Origin of the sequence: Falsiroseomonas oryzae, from assembly GCF_027856955.1 — a bacterium.
Taxonomy (GTDB): domain Bacteria; phylum Pseudomonadota; class Alphaproteobacteria; order Acetobacterales; family Acetobacteraceae; genus Falsiroseomonas; species Falsiroseomonas oryzae.
Window position 1 is genome coordinate 1 of the sequence record NZ_JAPSMD010000985.1, and the last position, 621, is coordinate 621.

Sequence of the window (621 nt, forward strand, 5' to 3'; positions counted from 1 at the left end):
CCCGCAGGGCGCGATGCTGCGCGGGGCGCTGCCGCCCACCGGCGAGCCCTGCGCCGCATCCTGACGGCGGCTACTTCTTCGCGCCGAGCCCCCGGCCGCTGACCACGGCGGCGGTGCCGAATCGGGCGCGCAGTTGCTCCACCGCCTGCCACTTGGCCGCGCGCCGCGCCGAATCCGGGTCGGCGAGGTCGGGCAGGTCGGCTTCCGTGCCGGGCGCCAGCGGCTGGGCGCCGATGCCGATCAGCCGGAAGGCGGCGCCCGTCGCCTCCTTCGCCAGCAGCGGCTGCGCGGCGCGGAACAGCGTCTCCGGCAGGCGAGTCGGGCGGGCGAGCCGGGCGTGGCGGCTGCGCGTCTCGAAGCCCGCGGTCTTGAGCTTCAGCACCACGCCGCCGGCCGCCAGGTCCTTCTCCCGCAGGCGGCGCGCCAGCTTCTCGCACAGCCGCCACAGCGGCTGCTCCAGCTCCGCCTGGCTGCGCAGGTCGGTGTCGAACGTCGTCTCGGCGGAGATCGACTTCGCCTCCCGCTCCGGCGTCACGCGGCGGGCGTCCTCGCCGCGCGCGCGGGCGGCCAGGCTCGGCCCGTCCTCGCCGAAGCGCCGCGCCGCCTCGCGCGGGTCCAGCG

The 621-nt window shown here is 78.1% G+C and carries 1 protein-coding gene; it reads right to left on the reverse strand.

Annotated features, from left to right (window positions below; translation table 11 throughout):
• Window positions 1-70: 70 nt before the first annotated feature.
• On the reverse strand, window positions 71-621 hold a 551-nt coding region (locus OZN99_RS33095), incomplete at its 5' end, for a DinB/UmuC family translesion DNA polymerase (protein WP_456299933.1).